Source organism: Pseudoalteromonas sp. SR45-5 (assembly GCF_014163565.1).
GTDB lineage: Bacteria > Pseudomonadota > Gammaproteobacteria > Enterobacterales > Alteromonadaceae > Pseudoalteromonas > Pseudoalteromonas distincta.
This window is the reverse complement of record NZ_JACJDN010000789.1, coordinates 1-1,555: the sequence shown is the minus strand read 5'-3', so window position 1 is coordinate 1,555 and position 1,555 is coordinate 1. Positions and strand designations below refer to the sequence as shown.

The 1,555-nt window shown below is 37.6% G+C and carries 1 protein-coding gene and 2 pseudogenes; 2 read left to right on the top strand and 1 reads right to left on the bottom strand.

What is annotated here, in order from left to right; all coding sequences use genetic code 11:
- A pseudogene (locus H5072_RS21370) lies at nt 1-252 on the bottom strand (penicillin-sensitive transpeptidase); the annotation flags it as partial.
- 130 nt (nt 253-382) lie between these two features.
- Between H5072_RS21370 and H5072_RS19070 the strand changes: the two are divergent.
- Both H5072_RS19070 and H5072_RS21365 read left to right on the top strand, forming a co-directional pair.
- The gene (locus H5072_RS19070; protein WP_024596029.1) at nt 383-1,462 is read left to right on the top strand and encodes a pilus assembly protein PilM; all 1,080 of its coding nucleotides are present in this window, start codon (nt 383-385) and stop codon (nt 1,460-1,462) included.
- Nucleotides 1,450-1,555 (top strand): annotated as a pseudogene (locus H5072_RS21365) (pilus assembly protein PilN); the annotation flags it as partial. The gene H5072_RS19070 and the pseudogene H5072_RS21365, both read left to right, overlap by 13 nt.

Below are 1,555 nucleotides of genomic sequence, written 5' to 3'. Positions count from 1 at the left end.
CGCTAAAAATGCATTAATGAGTGTTTGAGGAATTTCATCAATAGTCACTGGAATACGACGCTTTTCACCAAATTGATTGATTAAAAGCCCATCTTTTGTGAATACTTGCATAGGAGTTTGTAATTGCACGTCTTTTAAAACTTGCACACTGGGGATATCAGGTTTAACGTAGTAATAAAGGCTGACCAAAGTGATCAGACCAATTAACACACAAATGATAAAAAATTGTAAAGTTCGTTTTAATAAAATCACTTATATTTCCCTAAATGGACTCCCAATTGCGAGTTTTGACTGCTAGTATATATTGATTAAAAAATGAATAATATTTTTTCAGATAAAAATTATAACTTGTTTATTATTAAAACAAAGGCCAAGTTGAAACATGCTAAGTCAACTATTTCAAAAACCGTCCCCGATGATGGTAGGAATTGATATTGGATCGCACTCTATCAAAGCGGTGCTTTTACGTGAAATTGAAACTGGATTTCGACTAGAAGCACTTGCAATTGAGCCGATGCCAAAAGGTGCGATGAGTGAGCGCACAATCCAAGATATTGAAGCGATTGGTAACGTTATTACAAAATTAAGAAAAAAATTACCGAAGTCTTTAAAATCTGCTGCAGTGGCTGTTTCTGGCCAAACAGTTATTACAAAAGTGATCTTCATGGATGTATCGTTAACAGATGCTGAACTTGAATCGCAAATTGAAATTGAAGCTGATAGTTTAATCCCTTACCCACTTGATGAAGTGAGCCTCGATTTTGAGAAGCTTTCGACGAATGAGGCCGATCCTAGCAAAATGAATGTTTTGCTTTCGGCTGCTCGTACTGAGAGTGTTGAAGCACGGGTGGGCGCTTTAGAAGCCGCAAATTTAGAGGCCAAAATAGTAGATGTAGAAAGCTACGCATTGAGCCGTGCTATGGACGTTTACTATCAACAATTACCTAGCGATGCATTTAATAAGTGTGTGGCTGTGGTCGATATTGGCGCAGTTTTAATGCTTGTGAGTGTTGTGCAAGCTGGGGAAACCATTTATACCCGTGACCAAGTTTTTGGTGGCGATCAATATACAAATAGTATTGTTGCTTATTATAATAAAGGCTTTGATGAAGCCGAAATAGGCAAAACATCAGGTGATTTACCGCCAAACTATACCTTTGAAGTATTAGCCCCTTTTCAAACTTCGTTACTTCAACAAGTTCGCAGAGCTGTGCAAATGTTTTTAACAACCAGTGGTAAAGAGCAAATAGATTATATTGTATTAACGGGCGGTACATCGATGATAAAAGGTATCGACCGATTGCTTATTGAAGAACTCGGTATCCACTCAGTTGTTGCAGAGCCTTTTGTAAATATGGAAATTTCCCCAAAGGTAGACCGTAATATAATGCAGCGTCACAAAACGCAGTTTGCAATTGCAACAGGGTTGGCATTAAGGAGTTTTTCAACATGCCACATATAAATCTACTGCCTTGGCGTGAATCACAACGCGAAGAATCGAAAAAGAAATTTGTAACTATACTTGTTGGTGTCGTTATACTTTGTTTTGCAAGTA

Bases quoted from the DNA above. Each gene is read 5' to 3' on its own strand.
- H5072_RS19070 (WP_024596029.1), top strand. From the start codon at position 383: ATGCTAAGTCAACTATTTCAAAAACCGTCCCCGATGATGGTAGGAATT.